Below are 16881 nucleotides of genomic sequence, written 5' to 3'. Positions count from 1 at the left end.
GGCTCTTGATCGAAATACGAAACTGATTTTTTGATACTACAGCTGGTTAAAAGACCTGAGATTAATATAATCGATACAATTTTATACATAACTATTTTATTATTTAAAACTTATTATTGAATGATGATATTTTAGAATAAACGATGTATAAAGATACCTAGATTTTGATGTTTCGTTTTACTCAGACCATAGAAATCCAAATTGAACCCAAAACCTAAACTTGTTCTTTTAAGAGTTATCCCTGTTCTTAGGTAAACTAGACTTCGTTCATGGAGACCATTTTCTAAATTTAAATTATAAACACCTTGGAATCTTGTATACAGTCTTAACTTTTTTGAAAGTTTAGGCTTGTACTCGATAATGCCTACACTTTGAAAACTAGTATTTGGTAAAAAGGCAATACTCGGACTTATCACAAACAACCACTTGGGATTTGCCGACAAAAATTGAATGCCAGAATATGGCACAATCCCTTTTAAAAAATGATATTGTAATCCACTTGTGACAAATAGTTTATTGTTTAATCTATACGTTATGGCATTGGAAAAGACTAATTCATTAAATCCATCATTATTTTGATAAGGGATTGATAGTGTCATTACTCCAAAATATCCGAATCGACTGTTTTCTCCTAGACGAAAATTAACTATGGAGAGATAATTGATTTTTTCATTGCCAAACATTGTCTCAATCGGAATGGGTGACTTTTTAGTCTCGCTATTTTTCAATGTAACACCTTGTAACAATGAAGGAACTTCTTTTTCTTGGGAAATTCCTAAATGGGGTGTAATCAAAAGAGAAAGAAATATTATCTTATTTATGTTCTTCATCATTCTTAATTATATTTTCTAGTTTAACAACTTTTAAAAGTGGAGATTTTTTCATTGTGATTACTGTCGATTGTTGTTCGTTAATTACTTTCATCTTCATTTAAAGCGATCGTAATATTCTCTTTTTCTGTTTTGAGGCTCTTGATATATCTTGTTATTTTGGTCTAACTTTTTCTATAATTTCTGTGCTCACCCAATACAAATTTCCTGTCCCATTTTCTTCGTCTCTGCCAAAAAACAAATATTTGCCATCTGGCGTGATACTCGGACTCCCTTCGTTAAAATTAGAATTTATTTCATTTCCTAAGCTAATTGGTTTTGTCCATGTCCCGTCTTTATCCTTAAAGCAGACATAAATATCGAGGTCTTTTCTTTTTTCATTTTGTTTGTTTCGATCCTGTACCAGCAAATAATCTTGAGATGGAGAAATAAACCCGTGATGACCAAATTCAAGTTCAATTTCCTGTACTTCGGGAAATTCACCGTTTATATTAGGTGCATAGTACATTTTTCCATTTGAAATACTTGTATAAAAAAGGCCTCCGTTTTTAGCTTGATTAATATAAAATACTATGTCATCATTAATAGGTGAATTAAGTTGTATTGCATCACTCCAGGAATCCTCTAAACGGTTTATGTACCAAATTTTCTCATCCGAAAAAATAGAATCCAAAGCTGTGAAGTAAATCCTTTTGTTAATAGGGCTAACGAATGGATATAATTCCTCATTCTTCCCTCCGTTGGTAAAATTTGCTCTTTTAACGGGAGTCCATTTATTACCTTTAAGTTTTGAGAAATAGATAGATATTTTTTCATCTTTTTTACTAGCCGAAAAATATACTTCATCTAAATTAGGAGAAAAAGAAATATTCGATGCATTCCTAACAATTCCAGGAGCAAAAAATTCTGGAATTAAACCTGGTGGTTTTTGTCCAAAATAGAGGTTTTCTGTAGTTGGAGAATCGCTTTCTTTTGATAATTGTTTTTTAGTATTACAGGCGTTTGATAATAGTGCGAATACAAGTATTAAAATAAAATACGCTTTTTTCATGTTAGAACTTTTTTAATTATTGGCGATACTTAATTACAATCATTCTCGTTGTAAACTTGCTAAAAACAGGCATTTAATCAGACATAGTGTTGGCATTAGTTATTGTTTATTTCAGATTCTATATTCACCCATTTTACTTTCCAATCTTTTCCTAAATGTCCTCCAGTCGTAAAAAAAAGAAACTTATCATTAGGTGTTATATATGGATTTCCTTGTCCCTTATTATTGATTTTATCATTCAGTTTTTTTGTATTTATCCATCCACCTTTTCCATCATTATAGCTAATCATTAAGTCGAGTTCGTCTCCAATTGATGCAAAAATTAAATAGTCTTCTTTTGGCGAAACATATGGTGTGCATTTTCCTATTTTGGAATTCATAGAGATTGTAGTTTTTTCTGCATTTTCAAATTTACCGTTCACTTTTTTTGAATGATAAATATCCATTCCGCTATAATCCAAATTACTTGTGTGAAAATATAGAGTTTCCGAATTTGTAATTGTAGGATGCGAAACTAATTTGTCTCTTAAGTTTGGGATATCAACAAAAACAGGCTCTTTCCATTCTCCCTTAACTTTGTTAGATTTCCAAATATGCCAAGTATTAAAAATACCTTTAATATTTGTCGGTCTTGTTGAACTAAAATAGATAGAATTTCCATCAGGCGAAAAACTCATTCCGTGTTCGTTATATTTACTGTTGAAAAATGCTTTATTTGGTTCAGACCAATTTCCGTTTTTATTTTTTATTACGAAAACTTCAAATTTCTCAAAGCTATTATCCGAAATAGTATAATAATATTCTTTTAAGTTAGGGCTAAATATTCCTTTATGAATAAGTTTATTTTCAGGAACTAAATTTTGCTTGAATTCAAAAGGTATGTTATTCGGAATTTGGTCGGCTAAAAATTTCATTTTTGTATTATTGTTTTCATTTTTACAACTCAAAATGACAATTGTAAATAGTAAGATGATTTTGAGTTTATTCATATTCTTAATGTCAACTATTATATATAATAACTTTTAATATCAGTTTGTTTCTTGTAGAAGAGAATAGTATTATTGTCATAAAATGAAGGTTGGTTATCATAACCGTCATTATTTGAAATATTTTTAAGATTTATCAATTCCATTTTGTTATTATACTTTACTATATCCAATAAAAAAACCTCTGTATTGGATGGAGCAAAAAAGTTTGTTGAAATTGCAAGTAAAACTAGTAGTGTTATTGTTTTTATTTTCAATTTATTTATTGTCATCAAATACATTACCTTTACTATAACAAACATCTAAATAAGAGAATTAGAGTTGGTGTTAATCGATGTCTTTTCAGACTTACCCCAAGTCAAAGTTTTTTTTTAATATTCATCTAAAAGTCAAATCAAAAGATTAGGTGATTTTGCATACACGCATAAACCTTTCGATTTTAGAATTATTTGAACTTTTTTACATGATATTATGTGGAAGCCCGTTATCTTCTAATATTATTTTTTCAATCAATTCGTTTTCTTTCTTGCTTTGAACGTGTTTAGAATCTTCAATTAGCGCTACACTTATTAAAGTTGGAAATATCTTTTTTGCTCTTTTAATCATTTTATTTCCAGGAAAAAGTATGTCATTTTTTCCAGCAAATAATGTTATCGGTGTTTTTATTGAATTAGCTTTTATCTTTTTTATTACTGGTACAGGTGTAAAATCCATTTTAAAATGTAAGAAAATTTTTGATAAATATTTTACTGCAAACTCATCACGTTCGGTGAAAATTTCTGATAAAAATTTCTCAACATATTTAACTTTCTCCGTTTTCATATATCTTTTCATTGGAATAAATATTTTGAATAAAGCTTTGAGCGGATTTCCATTAACAATATAAGCAGGTGCAGACAAATAAACTTCTTTGATTTTACTTTCATTAAATTCAAGAGTTTTTAATATTACTAATCCTCCAAAAGAAAAACCTGCCATAATAACATTTTCAATTTTTAGAGAATCAATTACTTCATTTATCCATTTCCCATAAGAATCATCTTTCATATTCAATCTTGTTTCAGCACTTTTGTTTGGTTGAGCCAAAACATCAATGGCATAAACTCTAAAATTCCTGCGTAAATTAGGATATGTTTCTAGAGCTATTGGTGCACAACCATTAGAACCATGAACTAATATAATTGGTGGATTTTTATCATCTCCACTAATGATAATATTTGTTTGTCCATATTTTGTATCAACGGTTTTGTATTGATATTCAATATTCAATTCTTTTAATTTTTCATCATAAAGGTTTAAAATTTCATTTTTTCCTTTTTCAGATTTATATAATGAACTCATTTTATTACTTTTTAGATTCGGTGAAATTAAAAAAAACTAAATTGAAGTACATTCACTTTAGTTAATTACAAAAAATAAGTATTAAGACAAGTTTACTAATTAAAAATTGATAGGTAAGGATCTATCTAATAATTTATTATTTATGTTATATCCTTATCTAACCGATTTAGGTAAAATTGAGTACAAAAAAATTATTCTCCATTGTTTTATGTAACATGCTACTGCTTTTATATTTTGTTGGCAGTAGTTCTTATTCTTTCATTTGTGCATAAAATTTTCTCCATTCAGCAGTGTCATATATCAAGTTTGATTCTTTTATAAGCCCATCTTCAATCCTAAACCACTCAGTTCCCGTGTTTGATTCTAGACCTTTTACAGATGATGTAAAATCATAAAAGACTGCTATCCAGTTTCCGTTTTCGGCAATATTAATAATCTCTATTCCTGTAACTACAGCACCAATTTGTTTGGCTAATACAATAAATTCTTCTTTTGAATCGAGTTCAACCATTGGATTTTTAAACCTATAATCATCTGCTAATAGAGCCAAAGACGCTTGAATCTTTTCTGGGTTATTAAACCCATTTAAAAATTTGGTTACAATTTCTTGATTTGTCATAGAAGTGCTTTTAGTTTGTTGCGCATTGCTTTGGATTGAGAATATGGTCAATCCAATAATAAATGCATGTTTTATTAATTTCATCATTCTATTTTAAATTTATGATGAGACAAAATTGCAACAGATTAAAGGTTCTATTCTTGGTAAAAACCAAGATTCCCTAAATTTTAACTGTATTGATTAATTTACTGTAGTTTGTAGGGTCGATTCTTAAATATGAAGCAATATCTTTCTGTGAAAGCATATTTATCAAATGCGGACTTCTTTTTACAAATTTTTTAAAACGAGTTTCGGTATTGTAAGCCATCAATTGATGAAGTCTTTCGATTATACCAATTAAGAACTGTTCTGTGATAATTCTAAATAAGGTTTCAAGTTCCCTATGTTCTTTTATCAACTGAGCATGTTTAGAGTAAGGTATTCGTAAGAAAGTGCTATCTGTAATCGTTTCAAGATAGTATTTGGAAGGTGTTTGTGTAAAAAAAGATTCTACTATTCCGCTAAATGAAGGTGCATAGGCAAAAAACATCACGTGTTGTTTACCTTCATTTAAGTAGTATGACTTTTGAATTCCATCTTTCACAAAATATAAATAACGTTCAGTTCTGCCACATTCAGTAATTATCGTTTTTTTTGGTATTGAGTATTCAGTCCAATATGATATATATTCATCAAGAATTTTATCATTTACTTTATGTATATCTGATAGAAATTTTTTCAAGAGTAAATTGTCAACATTTAAACAGCCCAAAACAATCATTATGAGGTAATTAAATTAAAATATTAACTTTGAAGGACTGAGCTAGTACTTTTCATAGGGTATATTGTTATGTGCCGTTTTTTTTACTCAAATATTCTATTTTTAAATAATTCTTTTAATTCATCAAATGATTGTTTGGGTTTTTTACAAATGTAAATGAACTGATATAATTCTTCTTCATTTTCCGAATAGGGATTATAAATTATTTTTACCTTAACTACTTCATCAAAATATCCTTGAAAAAAATCTCCAGAATTATAACTTAAGGCTATCGTTACATTTGGCATTTCTCCTTTTGGAACCCAATTATAGAAACTACCGTGTAATGAATATGCTTTTGGTAGATTATACTGTTCTTTGAATAAATTAACAGCGCCTGTTTGAGCGTAATGTTTGCCCCAAATAATAGTGTTTTCTTTTTCTTTATCTGGAATACTGTCATATACATTTTCCAATTCCTTTAGCGTAATAGCCCACTTTTCTTTTGAATATCTTTCATTAAATCTGACATTGAATTGGCCACCATTTACAACTTCTCTATTTTCATATGCATAGTCGTTTTTTAAATAAGTTTCTAACTTAAATACAGGCATTCCAAATGGAATTAATAAAACTCCAACAAAAAGAATAATTGCTATTGGATACATCAACCATTTTCTTTTTGCTAAAATAATATTTTCCCAAAAGATACCGCCAAATGGTAAAATGGTCAAAGCAATAGGATAAAAATAATATGCTTTTCCTTCGCTAAATACCAAGAAAATAGCGGATAGTAGGATTGATAATATCAATGGTCTATAAGCTTTCATTGAATAATGAAACGTTGAAATAACTGCTGCAACACTAATAGGCAATGTTAAAGGATTCAAAGCCATAAAAAAGTCCTGTAAAACTTCGAAATATGTTTGTTTATCCAGCTGGGTTTCATAAAGCCTGTTAAACATTTTCAGAACAGGGAAGTCATTAACAATTTGCCAAATAATATTTGGACTTATTAAAAGGATAAAAGCAATAATATTCCACCAAAAACCGTGTTTTAATAGTGCTTTTCTTGTTGATTTAAAAAACAATAAGGACGAAACTCCGAAAATAAAGAATACAGCATCATATTTAGTCAAAAAAGCCAATGCAGCACCAATGGTAAGCAACCATAAATATTTTTGGTCTAGATTTTTAATATATTTAGTCAGAAAGAAAAAGTTTACTACCCAAAATAATTGACCAAATATCACTGGTTGAAATAATTGTTGAGTACGTCCAAAGGCTGGTGCTACTATGATACATAATAAAACTATAAAAACAGACTTTGTCTTTCCGCCTAATTCAACGACAATTTTGGAAACAAAAATGAGTATTAAAATTGCAGCGATATGAGAAAATATGTGATGTACAAAAACTGATTCAGATTGAAATAAGTTTTGGATAAATGCTAATAACCCAATTAATGGTGGAAATTCCATAAATCCAAATGCAAGATGATTTCCTGTTTCAATATGAAGTAGCTCGTCTCCTTGGAAACCTGAATTACTATCAGCTACTAAATGAAGAGCTAATTTGACGATGCAAAAAGCAAATATTACAAATTTAGTGTGTTTATTCATTTTTATTTAGTTGAAATTTTTTAATGGTATTGTCCGAGCCATCTGCAACGTAAATATTTCCTTCATCATCAATTATAATATCGTGATACATAGAAGTTGGTTTATCATAGAATCCTGTCCTACCGAATTGCATTTGCAGGTTAGTATTTAAATCAAAACGAAAAATATCTGAACCTTTGGGAACTGTGTCATTTTCAATCATTAAATCTATTGCAAACAAATACTCATTCTTATTATCTATCGCTACAGATAATAACATTCCGGTCTCACTATTATTCCAATCTGCAATGAAATTTCCTTCGGTATCAAATTTTTGAATTCTATTATTTTCACGGTCAGCCACATATACGTTACCCAAATTATCCAAATCAATTCCGTGCGGGACAATGAATTCACCTCTTTTATTTCCATGTTTGCCCCATTCAAATAAATATGCTCCGTCTTTTGAGAATTTAACGACTCTTCTGTTATAGTATCCATCGCTCACATAAAATGACCCATCGTCTGATACAGCTATATCCGTAGGAAGATTAAAATGAGAAGAGTCATCTCCTTGAATTCTAGCCTCTCCTAATGTTAAAAGTAGCTTTCCTTCTGAACTAAATTTAAAGACTTGTTGTAAGCCAACATCTGTAACCCAGATATTATTTTCTTTATCAATTTCTAAACCATGTGGCATAATAAATAAATCTGCTCCCCAACTTTTTAATACTTCCCCAGTTTCTTTATCGAGCGTTAAAATGGTGTTTTCTTGAATTTTCTTTTCTGGGAATGTATCTCCCCAGATTCTACCTGTTCTGTGAAGAACTAGAATATTATTATTTGAATCAATTCCTAGTCCAGATGGTAGGCCTAAAACATGATTTTCAGATAACTTGGGCCATTTTTCAACTAAAACATAAGAATCTGTATTTATAGATTCTTTTTCTACTATTTTTTTTTCTGACTTTCGACATCCTAAGAGTAAAAGTGCTGCAAAAAAGTAAAAAACACTTACTTGTTTATAAATCATTTTTGTATTTATGGTTTTGTTTAAATGTCTTGTCCTAAAAAATATGGCTACAGGTTAATCTACTAATTTACCAAATACAAACCGAGTAAAAAATCCGTGAGTCCCGACACTTCGGATTCGCAAGTAGTCTGAAACCAGGTAATTAATTTTATACATATTTATTATGTGTAGTCTTTTTTGTTTTTGTCAATAGGTGCGATAGTATTAAAAATAAGAATGCTATTCCAAAGCCTAAAATTCCAATATTAATTCCTAACATAATCTTTTCACTTCCATCTAAATATTTCATAGAACCACCATATCCGCCTTTTAAAAAGAATGCTAATAAAAACCCTCCCGTTACTATTAGACTTAATATGGTGCTTAATAGGACTTCTTTTTTATACCAAACTAACCACAAGCATACTAATCCTATACTTGAGTTGGTAATCAATTGCCAAACTTCGTGGATTCTAGCATGAGGCGTCCAATCTGGATTCCAAACATGTGTTTCATTTATATCCAAAAAAGGTACGACAACGGCATATAAAATTACACTAAATGTTATTGCTATTTTTTTTATCATACTATTTGTTTTTAGATTACACACAACGTTGTTGTGCAACGTTTTTTTATTCAGATTAAAATCGGTATCCTATTCTCAAATGTAGATTAGCTGTTGTTTCGCTTTCATTTTTAAGAAATCCAGCTTGTTTAGCAAAAATGTATCTATATCCAATTCCGATCCCAGTTTCATATGTGAAATAGTTTCCTATATTTCGTCTAACTCCCCAAGTTGGTATTATTGATATGTCGCTAATTATACTTACATTATCAGTGTTTGAAATAACAAACCAATCTGGATGATAACTCGTTTTTAATGAAATAAAATTCCCACTATTTCCGTCAATTCTACGTGATTTATTCGCTCTTTTATTCAGGTTATAATAAAGTCTTGGCTCAAGCGTAATTACAGGTGTCAATAAAAACCCTGTTCCATCATAAAAATCTCCTCCCCAAATTCCGCTATCAAATCCGATTTCAGAACGCAATGCAATTGAATTTGATAACTTTGTTTCGTTATGTGCCCAGATTCCTAAAAACCCAGTTTGTATTCCATAAGTTGATTGTTCTACACTTGCGTTTTGTGATTTTGCAATTAAAGTTAATCCGCAGAAAGTTAAGGTCAATAAAATTATTTTCATTTAGATTGGTTTTTTAAGATTAAATTATTTGTATGAATTTATCATGAACTATTCCGTTCTGGAAATGTTTTACAATTAATGTTATATGGCGTATTTCATTTCAGGCATTCTCAAGTTTGAGAAACCCTTTTTAATCAAGAGAGTTGTCATTTGGTGTTTTATGAATTTCCTTTCTAAATTCTTGATAATATGACAAAACACCGCTTGGGTCCTCAATTTGTGGCCAATGTCCTATGTCTTTTTCCAGTAGCTTTATGTTAGGGTTAGGAATTAGTTCTTTATATCGATTAGCCATATGAATACCAGAATTGGGATCGAATGGACCATTTATAAAACACATCGGGATCTTCGTTTTTTGCATTACACTTATCCATTTTTCTTGATGGTTTAATTTGTCAAAAACTAGCCTTCCTATCAAATATGCAATTGATTTGCCGTCGTTATAATTTAAGATATCCCAGAATTGATTTATGAGTAGCTTTGTGGGTTGGGTGTTGGGGCCAAAAATTGGTTTTATTGATTTTTCTAATTTCTTTTTAGTGAGAAACTTACTCAACAACTTTCCGATAGGCTTGGGAGATTGTGAAAGCAATCGCTGTATCATTCTAGGTTTATAACTATCCATAAACAACCCTCCATTCATAAATACCACGGATTGTATTTTAAAGCAGTTCTGTGAATCTAAATCTCTAGCTAATAATTCTTGCATGACACTTACTCCTAGATCATGTGAAAGAATATGAGCTTGTTTAATACCCCAAAACTTAATTAGAAAATTGACAATTTCACAATGTTCATGAAAACTATAGTCATGATCTTTGGGTTTATCTGAAAATCCCATCCCCAAATAATCAAATGCAAAAACGGTGTAATTTTTTATTAGATTTTTCCAAACAGATTTCCACTCGAAGGTATTAAAAGGATACCCATGAAGTATCAAAAGATTAGGTCCGCTACCTTCCTTTATGTAAAATATTTGATGACCGTTTACATCTATTGTTCGCCCCTTATTCTTCCAAGCAACCACTTCTCTGTCCATTCCTAATTATTATGTTTAGTACTATCACAAAGTTACTTATTAGGTATGATAGAAATTTGTAAAAATCGGTCGTTTTCGTTATTTGATAGATTTTTTGGAGTGTGGTTGGTATGCTTTTTTATTTCTTTATTAAAATGAGATCTGTCGTAATAATTTTGGTTAGACAATAAATCTCCTTTTTTGATGTCTTTGAATGATGCCGAACATCGTAGTATATTACAATAGCTTTTTAATGAAAGCCCAAACATTTTATTAAAGTATCTATTTATTTGCCTACTAGACCAAAATAATTTATCTGTAAAGTAGTTCACACTTTCATTGCCTTTAGTTTGGCTCAATAATTTAAATAGATAAAGTTTTCGATCGTCTAAATTATTTTCTCTATTGATTTCTTGACTTATTATAGAACTTAATATATTAATTGTATCTATATTTTTAGTAAAGTCAAATGAATTTAGGTTCCAAAAAGTATTGGGCAACTTTTTTTCTGAGTTTATTATGGGAGCAATACTTTCATAGAATATATATTCCACAGCTGGTAACTTAAATTGTATTCCGAAAAGTTGATGGTTTGGAGGAATCATAACTTCAACCTCTTTTGTGTATAGTCCTGTTAGCACGGTACTTTGGTATTTGTAATTATCAAAGCGAACGATAATATCAAAAAAACCGTCAGGTAAAATAGTGTAATTAAGATTTTGTGATGAATCGTTGTCTAACCACCAAAAACATCTAATGTACTGTTTCAAAATGGTATTTGATGCTTGTTGGTGGTAGATCATATTCTATACTTCAGGTTTGAGTTAATTTATGAGAAAAACAACTCTAAGTGTGCATGCATTAATTTGTGTCTTTCACTGTATTGTGTTTTTTGTCTTTACGTAGAATTATCCAAATTAAAATTGAAAAAAATAACGTTAATAGAGCAAAAAACTTCTCGATATTGGTTTTAGCTAAAATATTTCCAATAGTATTCAACCCAAATACTACAAAGAAACCCCATAAAATAACATTCACTACTTTTATTGGTATAAATCCTCCTAAATATTTTCCTTTTATCAATAGGATTGAAAATAAAAAGAGATTGATTATGATTGAAATAGTTTCAAAAACATACATTTCAGAATCATTTTTTAATCTTCCTCCCCAAGTAATTTCATAGGGAACTATTTTTATCATAATACATAAATGAAAAAGTATTATTACTACTAATAGATAGAGCATAGTTTTAATTGCAGATTTCGAATTCATTTTATATTATTCGTGAAAATTATGATTAAAATTAAGTTTTTATGTTGATATTGAGTTATTTATGTTTTATGAAATTTCCATAAAAGCATCGTAATTTACATTTTTTTTTTCAATGTTAGCTCTAGAAATTAATCTCGGTTTATCGTTATGTAATGAATGACTCAAAGCAACTGAATAAACTTCCTAGAGGTTTTGTAGTGATATTGTGTTTATCGTAATTGCTTTTCTATTTCACTGTTTTAGACGGATAGGTTCTAAAGACATAAGCAAAAAGTATTACAAAAATCACATACACAGCTGTGAGTGGAATAATAATTTCTGGATGTGTTTGGATATTAGAAGGAATTTTAACTAATACAATTGTTCCAACTCCAAAATGCATTAGATTTCCAATGGCAATCGGTTTATTATAAATCCCACCTATTAATGTTTCTTTTGCCATCCAATTTAATATTCCTAAACCCAAGTATAATGCACTCAATATCTCAAAAAAAAGTATTGTAATACTATTGGTTAAACTGATAGATAATCAGTAATCTCATTTGGTTAAAAAAGAGAAGGACGCCAATAACTAACATAAATAAGGCACTTGTGGTCATTATTAATTTTGAACTCATAGCTTTTTCTTTAAATAGTTAGTATTTCAATATTAGTTAAGGCTTGTATATTTTCAATTGTTTTTATCTGCGATAAGAAAGATGACGAGGAACTAATAAAATAATCTGAAAAATAAACCAGTATGTTACTTTCTCCTCCTCTGATGAATAATAAAATAACTTAGGTAAACCATAAACGCTACTTCTTTAGATATTCGACCTTTTTTGATGGATTAATTAATTCAGATTATAATTTTAATTAGCGTTAATTAAATTACCAGTGCCCATAATATTTTGTTTAATTTCAGGTGTTCCTTTGTAAAAAACATCACCCCTCCCAGTTAACCTTACATCTAATAATTGGGTTGCAGTAACCTTTATACTTCCAACTCCTATGGAATTAATAATGCAATTGTCAGTATTAAGCTTAAAACCAAAAAAGTTTCCTCGTCCTCTATTATTTACACTCAAATTTTCTAAAGTATAAATATCATAATTTGCTTTAAAAAAACCAGAACCATTTAAGTTAGCATCAAAATTAGTTAATCCTTCAAATTGATTTAAGCTAATGTTTCCACTTCCATTTATCTCAATGTTTAAGTTGTTTTGATCCTCAAAATCATTCACTATTATATTTCCAGAACCATTTATTTCTAAATGCTTAATATTTGGAACTATTATTTCAATTGCTAATTTGTAATTTCTATAACAACCTGCTTCTAATCGGATGTCCCAAATATTATTTGAAACCGATGTTCTTAAATTTTCTATAATATTTGAGTTCCCTATTACTTTTACTTCTTGTAATAAACCTTGAGAAATCCTAACATTCTCTGAGCCATGTAAGTTAATCCCATCAAAATCGGAAAGTGACAAAACTTGTGTAGTAATGCTTTCCTCTCCTCTAATACAATCTATATTAGAGGTATCGCAGGAGGTTAATCCGAGAATTGAAAATATTAATAAGAATATTTTATTAAAGTCTATTTTAATATTCATTTGATCAGTTTTATTTGTCGATGAATTTTTATTATTGATATATCAGAAATACAAGTGAATATATTTAAGATTTATGATTAAGTCTAATTAAGTATTTAGAAATTTTCGAACGTATGTGTTAATTTTAGTTTAGGTATTATGAGTATTTCTTTATTCTATATTGTGTTCTTCAAAAAGATATTTAATTGCTCTATCAAAAACGTTATCATTTAAAGAACTAATATCTGCCTCTGTATTTTTTATATAAATATCAGGAACATGACCAACACCATCTAAACTTTCTCCGTTAGGAAATAAAACTTTTTGTATTGAATATATGTAATGCCAAGCATTAGGTAGAAATCGTATATTACTTTGCGTTGAAAAGTCCCCAGCAGTGCTGTCTCCAACCTGAATAACATGTTCGTAAGATTTCATATATGACAAAAGTGTTTCTCCAGCACTTATCGTTGCTCTATCCGTTAAAACAACTACTGGTTTTACATACGAATTTTCTTGATTTGGATATGTGTAAAATTCTTTTATTTCATCAAAATCATCATAATTTACGCCATTTCTAGTTTGAGTTGTAAAAACAAAATGCTTTCCATCTGAAAATGCTTGTGCAATTCTAGCAGAATATCTATCGTCACCACCCTCATTTTGTCTTATATCAAAGATTATAGCGTCATAATCTTTGAGCTCATGTATAATATCATCTATTACAGAGGGATTTTCACCTCGCATAACACCCAAATAAATATACCCGATATTTTTATCTTTTACTTTTCCGTAAAGCAGTCTATCTTCTGATGTTATTTCTGTTACAAAATCTAAATATTTTGATATTATGAGCTCCTCACTTATCTCAAATGACGATTGCTCATTTAACGAATAACCAGAACTATAATGATGCCCATTTCCATCATATAATGTAGTGTGGCTATCGTCTAAATGCTCAATTAGATTAGATAAGATACTCCATAGTTCTTCATCTGAGATCTCATCATTTACTTGTGGTCTGTACACATTATATAATTCATTCCAGTTTATATCTCTTTCGGTAAATAAACTATAATGCTGTTCGAAATCATTCCAAAAAATTTCAAAGTTATTTGTTTGTGTATCTGGTTGATCTTCACCAATAATTGCTTGAGAGCAAGATGAAAGTGAAATTAGTGCGAATAGAAATATTAGATTTTTCATATTAAAATTGATATAACAAACTTGTTGAGAACCTATTGGATAAGCTTTTAAATTCACTTACTGTTTTTACACTTTGAATATTCAAATCGTAATCAAATTTCAAATTAAAATTATTTGAAATTTCATATCTGTAATTGACATTCCAATGTATTGATTTGTATTTTTTGAACGATGTTAACTTGCCATCAAAAATAATATTGAGAGGTTCATCTTGGTTCTCAATAATATACTCATCTATTCCGTTATAAGGTGGACGACTTAAAAATTGTAGTACTGGTATAGCTATTGTACTTTCAATATATTGCTTTGGTGCTGGTTGTTTTGATACTGCAAGATTAATTGATAAACCTTGTGCAGAAACATAACTAAATGCATCCTGGTTGAACCAATCCATATATAAAAGATCTAAATTATACGAGCCTCCAACGTAAAAGTTGGTAGATTCTTGATTAGTAGATAAATTCTTTAAATAAGTAAAACCAACGCTTCCCGTATAATATGAAGTACTAAGTCTATCTGAGCGCCCAGATTTTAAAATGCCATCTCCATATTTAATATTAAATTTCATTATGTTTTTTGAATGTCTCTCATAGAAAATAGAATAAAATAAAGAGCCTCCTTTTTGATTAAGAGGTGAGAAATTAGTGTCTTTTAAATTATCTAAACGATAGCCAATACCAATCCCTAAATAATTCTTAGGTATTGACTCTTGCTGTTGAGCAAATATGTTAATACTAAATAGGAATATTAGAAAAATTACTAAAACTGATATTTTCATTACTAACTCTTTTTAATTATTAAGTGTTGTCATTCTAAAAATCTTACCATTTTCTACTTCATAAATAACTATTGCTTCATGATTATCCTCCATTTTGTCAGATATCACCTCTTTGTCTATAATAATATTGCCAATGATAATTCGGTTGGATATTTCACAATGTAAATCTGGACTTCTTGTGAATAACTCAGAAAAGATATCATGCAATTGTTTTTGACCATCAACATAAATCTTATTTTGAAATTCATAAACTTTTACATCAGCACTGAAGGTTTTCACAAAATTATCAATATCCTTCTCATTCCATGTGTCAAATTGTTTTTGAACAATAGCTTCAACTTTAAGAGAACCTTGTTTTCCTCTAATAAAATACATACTAATAATTTCACTATTATTAATTTCATATAGCTTAGCTTGATGATGTTCTTCTCCTTTAATAGTAATAAGTTCTTCATCGATAACTATATTCCTATTACTAATTCTTTTAACTATTTTAATTTTGGATTTAGGGTTGTCAGAAAAGAATTGTTTATAGTTTGATTTTAATTTAGAATTACCTGTGTAAAGTGTGTCATCCGGAAAATTTTTAACTGTTATATTTTTAGAAAAAAAAGAAGCAAAATCTTCCCAGTTACCTTTATTGTATGCCTCAACTTGTTTTTGAACTATAATTTCTGGAGATTCTTCTGAAACAAGAACCAGGTGCTTATTGTTTGGACTTACTGAAATTCTAGAGATTTCATTTATTTCTTTCTCTTTAAAACTATATAACACACTAATATTGTCGTCATTTGTATTTAATTGAACAATTTTTTTACCATTAGGAATTAAAACGATATTATCCGCTAGCCAACAAATATCCTTAATCGGAATGGGTAACGATTTTATCGTTTTGATATTTCCAGAAATAGGGTCTAAAGATTTGATTGATGAAGCATTATTTTCATAACTTATAAAACTTATCAAACTAGAATTTGGAATCTTATGTAACGACCTACCTACGTCATGTGCTACAGTGATGTTGCTGTTATCATCTAGATTGGACACTACTAAATCCATCTTGTCGTCGACCAAAACTGATGAAACTAAGATTGTAGAAGTGAACCAAACGTTATACCCAACTTTTACCTCCTTTAAAAGTATTTTAGATGTACCATTGGCCAAGTCGTATTGATACAATCGCTGCAATCCGTCATTGTCTATGTGAACGGCAGAAACTGCTTGCCTATTCGGAATTTTTAAAGGAGAATATTCACTTTCGAATGGAGTATCTGTCAACCAAGAAACTTCCTGATTATTTATATCGTAACTTCTTATATCCGTTTGTCCATGTCTTGTAGATGAAAAATGCACAGTATTAACATCGAAAAAACAAGGTTGATTGTCATAACCGTCACTATTGGAAATATTTTGAAGATTTGCCAATTCAATAGTCTTATTTGATTTTATAATCTCAACTAAAAAGACCTCGGTATTCGATTGAGCTTTGAAAACTAATGAAAAGAAAACTAATGAAGTAAATAATAAGATTCTCATGGGACATTTTTTTATTTAATTTCTTTTATGATGTAATGTTTTTATGAGCTTTTGTTTTAGCTAGTCTTCGAAACATTTGTACAATACCTCTATAAGATTATATTAATGAGAGT

At 29.3% G+C, this 16881-nt stretch carries 18 protein-coding genes; all 18 read right to left on the bottom strand.

All coding sequences use genetic code 11. The annotated features are described in order from the left end of the window. Window positions 1–131: 131 nt before the first annotated feature. The 18 genes from PHEL85_RS17315 to PHEL85_RS07445 all read right to left on the bottom strand — a co-directional run bounded on the left by PHEL85_RS17315 (window position 132) and on the right by PHEL85_RS07445 (window position 16768). Window positions 132–833 carry a hypothetical protein gene (locus PHEL85_RS17315; RefSeq protein WP_156109139.1) on the bottom strand — a complete coding sequence of 234 codons (702 nt, stop codon included), beginning with the start codon at window positions 831–833 and terminating at the stop codon, window positions 132–134. 151 nt (window positions 834–984) lie between these two features. After that, a complete protein-coding gene (locus PHEL85_RS07530) occupies window positions 985–1881 on the bottom strand; it encodes a PD40 domain-containing protein (RefSeq protein ID WP_036823451.1) in 897 nt (298 codons plus the stop codon). A 95-nt stretch (window positions 1882–1976) separates the two neighbouring features. Next, on the bottom strand, window positions 1977–2795 hold the full coding sequence (locus PHEL85_RS07525; protein WP_036823449.1) for a PD40 domain-containing protein: 819 nt from the start codon (window positions 2793–2795) through the stop codon (window positions 1977–1979). 531 nt (window positions 2796–3326) lie between these two features. Then, the gene (locus PHEL85_RS07515; RefSeq protein ID WP_036823445.1) at window positions 3327–4208 is read right to left on the bottom strand and encodes an alpha/beta hydrolase; all 882 of its coding nucleotides are present in this window, start codon (window positions 4206–4208) and stop codon (window positions 3327–3329) included. 250 nt (window positions 4209–4458) lie between these two features. Then, window positions 4459–4914, bottom strand: coding sequence for a nuclear transport factor 2 family protein (locus PHEL85_RS07510; RefSeq protein ID WP_036823442.1), 456 nt, complete (start codon window positions 4912–4914; stop codon window positions 4459–4461). A gap of 73 nt (window positions 4915–4987) precedes the next feature. Further along, a complete protein-coding gene (locus tag PHEL85_RS07505) occupies window positions 4988–5548 on the bottom strand; it encodes a Crp/Fnr family transcriptional regulator (protein ID WP_036826008.1) in 561 nt (186 codons plus the stop codon). 122 nt (window positions 5549–5670) lie between these two features. Continuing rightward, window positions 5671–7188, bottom strand: a complete 1518-nt coding sequence (locus PHEL85_RS07500; protein WP_036823439.1) for a glycosyltransferase family 39 protein — start codon at window positions 7186–7188, stop codon at window positions 5671–5673. Then, window positions 7181–8200 (bottom strand): peptidyl-alpha-hydroxyglycine alpha-amidating lyase family protein, encoded by a 1020-nt coding sequence (locus tag PHEL85_RS17310; protein WP_052108489.1) that lies wholly within the window; start codon window positions 8198–8200, stop codon window positions 7181–7183. Before PHEL85_RS17310 ends, PHEL85_RS07500 begins: the two co-directional genes overlap by 8 nt. Window positions 8201–8348: 148 nt before the next feature. After that, window positions 8349–8765 (bottom strand): hypothetical protein, encoded by a 417-nt coding sequence (locus PHEL85_RS07490; RefSeq protein ID WP_036823437.1) that lies wholly within the window; start codon window positions 8763–8765, stop codon window positions 8349–8351. A 55-nt stretch (window positions 8766–8820) separates the two neighbouring features. Further along, window positions 8821–9384 carry a hypothetical protein gene (locus tag PHEL85_RS07485; protein ID WP_036823434.1) on the bottom strand — a complete coding sequence of 188 codons (564 nt, stop codon included), beginning with the start codon at window positions 9382–9384 and terminating at the stop codon, window positions 8821–8823. A 130-nt stretch (window positions 9385–9514) separates the two neighbouring features. Next, window positions 9515–10423: an alpha/beta fold hydrolase gene (locus tag PHEL85_RS07480; protein WP_036823431.1), complete on the bottom strand. Its 909-nt coding sequence runs from the start codon at window positions 10421–10423 to the stop codon at window positions 9515–9517. A 32-nt stretch (window positions 10424–10455) separates the two neighbouring features. Next, complete coding sequence (locus tag PHEL85_RS07475; RefSeq protein WP_036823429.1) at window positions 10456–11205, bottom strand: helix-turn-helix domain-containing protein; 750 nt, start codon at window positions 11203–11205, stop codon at window positions 10456–10458. Between the two features lie 58 nt (window positions 11206–11263). Next, window positions 11264–11602, bottom strand: a complete 339-nt coding sequence (locus PHEL85_RS07470; RefSeq protein WP_235318247.1) for a hypothetical protein — start codon at window positions 11600–11602, stop codon at window positions 11264–11266. 298 nt (window positions 11603–11900) lie between these two features. Beyond that, window positions 11901–12155, bottom strand: a complete 255-nt coding sequence (locus tag PHEL85_RS17305) for a hypothetical protein (protein ID WP_235318246.1) — start codon at window positions 12153–12155, stop codon at window positions 11901–11903. A 370-nt stretch (window positions 12156–12525) separates the two neighbouring features. Beyond that, window positions 12526–13269 carry a head GIN domain-containing protein gene (locus tag PHEL85_RS07460; protein WP_081965095.1) on the bottom strand — a complete coding sequence of 248 codons (744 nt, stop codon included), beginning with the start codon at window positions 13267–13269 and terminating at the stop codon, window positions 12526–12528. Window positions 13270–13419: 150 nt separating this feature from the next. Beyond that, window positions 13420–14454, bottom strand: coding sequence for a S41 family peptidase (locus PHEL85_RS07455; RefSeq protein WP_036825996.1), 1035 nt, complete (start codon window positions 14452–14454; stop codon window positions 13420–13422). 1 nt (window position 14455) lies between these two features. After that, window positions 14456–15232 carry a hypothetical protein gene (locus PHEL85_RS07450; RefSeq protein ID WP_036823424.1) on the bottom strand — a complete coding sequence of 259 codons (777 nt, stop codon included), beginning with the start codon at window positions 15230–15232 and terminating at the stop codon, window positions 14456–14458. 12 nt (window positions 15233–15244) lie between these two features. After that, window positions 15245–16768, bottom strand: a complete 1524-nt coding sequence (locus tag PHEL85_RS07445; RefSeq protein ID WP_036823421.1) for a nuclear transport factor 2 family protein — start codon at window positions 16766–16768, stop codon at window positions 15245–15247. Window positions 16769–16881: the final 113 nt, after the last annotated feature.

This window comes from Polaribacter sp. Hel1_85, assembly GCF_000766795.1.
Taxonomy (GTDB): Bacteria; Bacteroidota; Bacteroidia; order Flavobacteriales; family Flavobacteriaceae; genus Polaribacter.
Note: the sequence above shows the minus strand (reverse complement) of the source record. Positions and strands in the feature narration are given on the sequence as shown.

Coding starts and splice junctions, on each gene's coding strand:
- PHEL85_RS17315 (WP_156109139.1), bottom strand. CDS start 833: ATGATGAAGAACATAAATAAGATAATATTTCTTTCTCTTTTGATTACA.
- PHEL85_RS07530 (WP_036823451.1), bottom strand. CDS start 1,881: ATGAAAAAAGCGTATTTTATTTTAATACTTGTATTCGCACTATTATCA.
- PHEL85_RS07525 (WP_036823449.1), bottom strand. CDS start 2,795: ATGAAATTTTTAGCCGACCAAATTCCGAATAACATACCTTTTGAATTC.
- PHEL85_RS07515 (WP_036823445.1), bottom strand. CDS start 4,208: ATGAGTTCATTATATAAATCTGAAAAAGGAAAAAATGAAATTTTAAAC.
- PHEL85_RS07510 (WP_036823442.1), bottom strand. CDS start 4,914: ATGATGAAATTAATAAAACATGCATTTATTATTGGATTGACCATATTC.
- PHEL85_RS07500 (WP_036823439.1), bottom strand. CDS start 7,188: ATGAATAAACACACTAAATTTGTAATATTTGCTTTTTGCATCGTCAAA.
- PHEL85_RS17310 (WP_052108489.1), bottom strand. CDS start 8,200: ATGATTTATAAACAAGTAAGTGTTTTTTACTTTTTTGCAGCACTTTTA.
- PHEL85_RS07490 (WP_036823437.1), bottom strand. CDS start 8,765: ATGATAAAAAAAATAGCAATAACATTTAGTGTAATTTTATATGCCGTT.
- PHEL85_RS07485 (WP_036823434.1), bottom strand. CDS start 9,384: ATGAAAATAATTTTATTGACCTTAACTTTCTGCGGATTAACTTTAATT.
- PHEL85_RS07480 (WP_036823431.1), bottom strand. CDS start 10,423: ATGGACAGAGAAGTGGTTGCTTGGAAGAATAAGGGGCGAACAATAGAT.
- PHEL85_RS07475 (WP_036823429.1), bottom strand. CDS start 11,205: ATGATCTACCACCAACAAGCATCAAATACCATTTTGAAACAGTACATT.
- PHEL85_RS07470 (WP_235318247.1), bottom strand. CDS start 11,602: ATGATAAAAATAGTTCCCTATGAAATTACTTGGGGAGGAAGATTAAAA.
- PHEL85_RS07460 (WP_081965095.1), bottom strand. CDS start 13,269: ATGAATATTAAAATAGACTTTAATAAAATATTCTTATTAATATTTTCA.
- PHEL85_RS07455 (WP_036825996.1), bottom strand. CDS start 14,454: ATGAAAAATCTAATATTTCTATTCGCACTAATTTCACTTTCATCTTGC.
- PHEL85_RS07450 (WP_036823424.1), bottom strand. CDS start 15,232: ATGAAAATATCAGTTTTAGTAATTTTTCTAATATTCCTATTTAGTATT.
- PHEL85_RS07445 (WP_036823421.1), bottom strand. CDS start 16,768: ATGAGAATCTTATTATTTACTTCATTAGTTTTCTTTTCATTAGTTTTC.